1 protein-coding gene is annotated in these 429 nt (G+C 33.6%); it reads right to left on the bottom strand.

Annotation, left to right across the window (positions count from 1 at the left end; translation table 11 throughout):
• On the bottom strand, window positions 1-199 hold a 199-nt coding region (locus COI44_RS23725; RefSeq protein WP_142329311.1), incomplete at its 3' end, for a LysR family transcriptional regulator.
• Window positions 200-429 lie beyond the last annotated feature (230 nt).

Raw genomic sequence — 429 nt, 5'->3', positions numbered from 1 at the left:
GGGTAAGAAAATGACCACCAACTTCGGTTAATTGAACCTTTTTACCGATTCGATCAAACAATGGGACACCTAATTCTTGTTCAAGTGCTTGGATATGTGCTGTAACGGTAGACTGAGCATACCCCAAATGGACTGCAGCTTTTGAAATACCACCCAAGTCTACAATTGATTTAAATGTAATCAAATGGCGTATTTCCATAAATACCTCCTTCTATCGAATTTTCCGATTGATAATATCGTATATATTCATTTTACCGATTATATGTCGTTACATATAATTAAATAATACGAGATTACAATTTCTTCTAATAAAAATTTGAGGTGATTTTATGGAGAATCGGAAAATAGGATATTTATTGCTAAGTGGGCTAATGATCGGTCCAATATTAGGTTCAGGAATTATCATATTACCTCCTGCTGTATTTGAAA

The organism is Bacillus sp. AFS088145, assembly GCF_002564465.1.
Taxonomy (GTDB): Bacteria; Bacillota; Bacilli; order Bacillales; family Bacillaceae_G; genus Gottfriedia.
The sequence above is the reverse complement of the archived record's forward strand: the minus strand, read 5'-3'. Positions and strand labels throughout refer to the sequence as shown.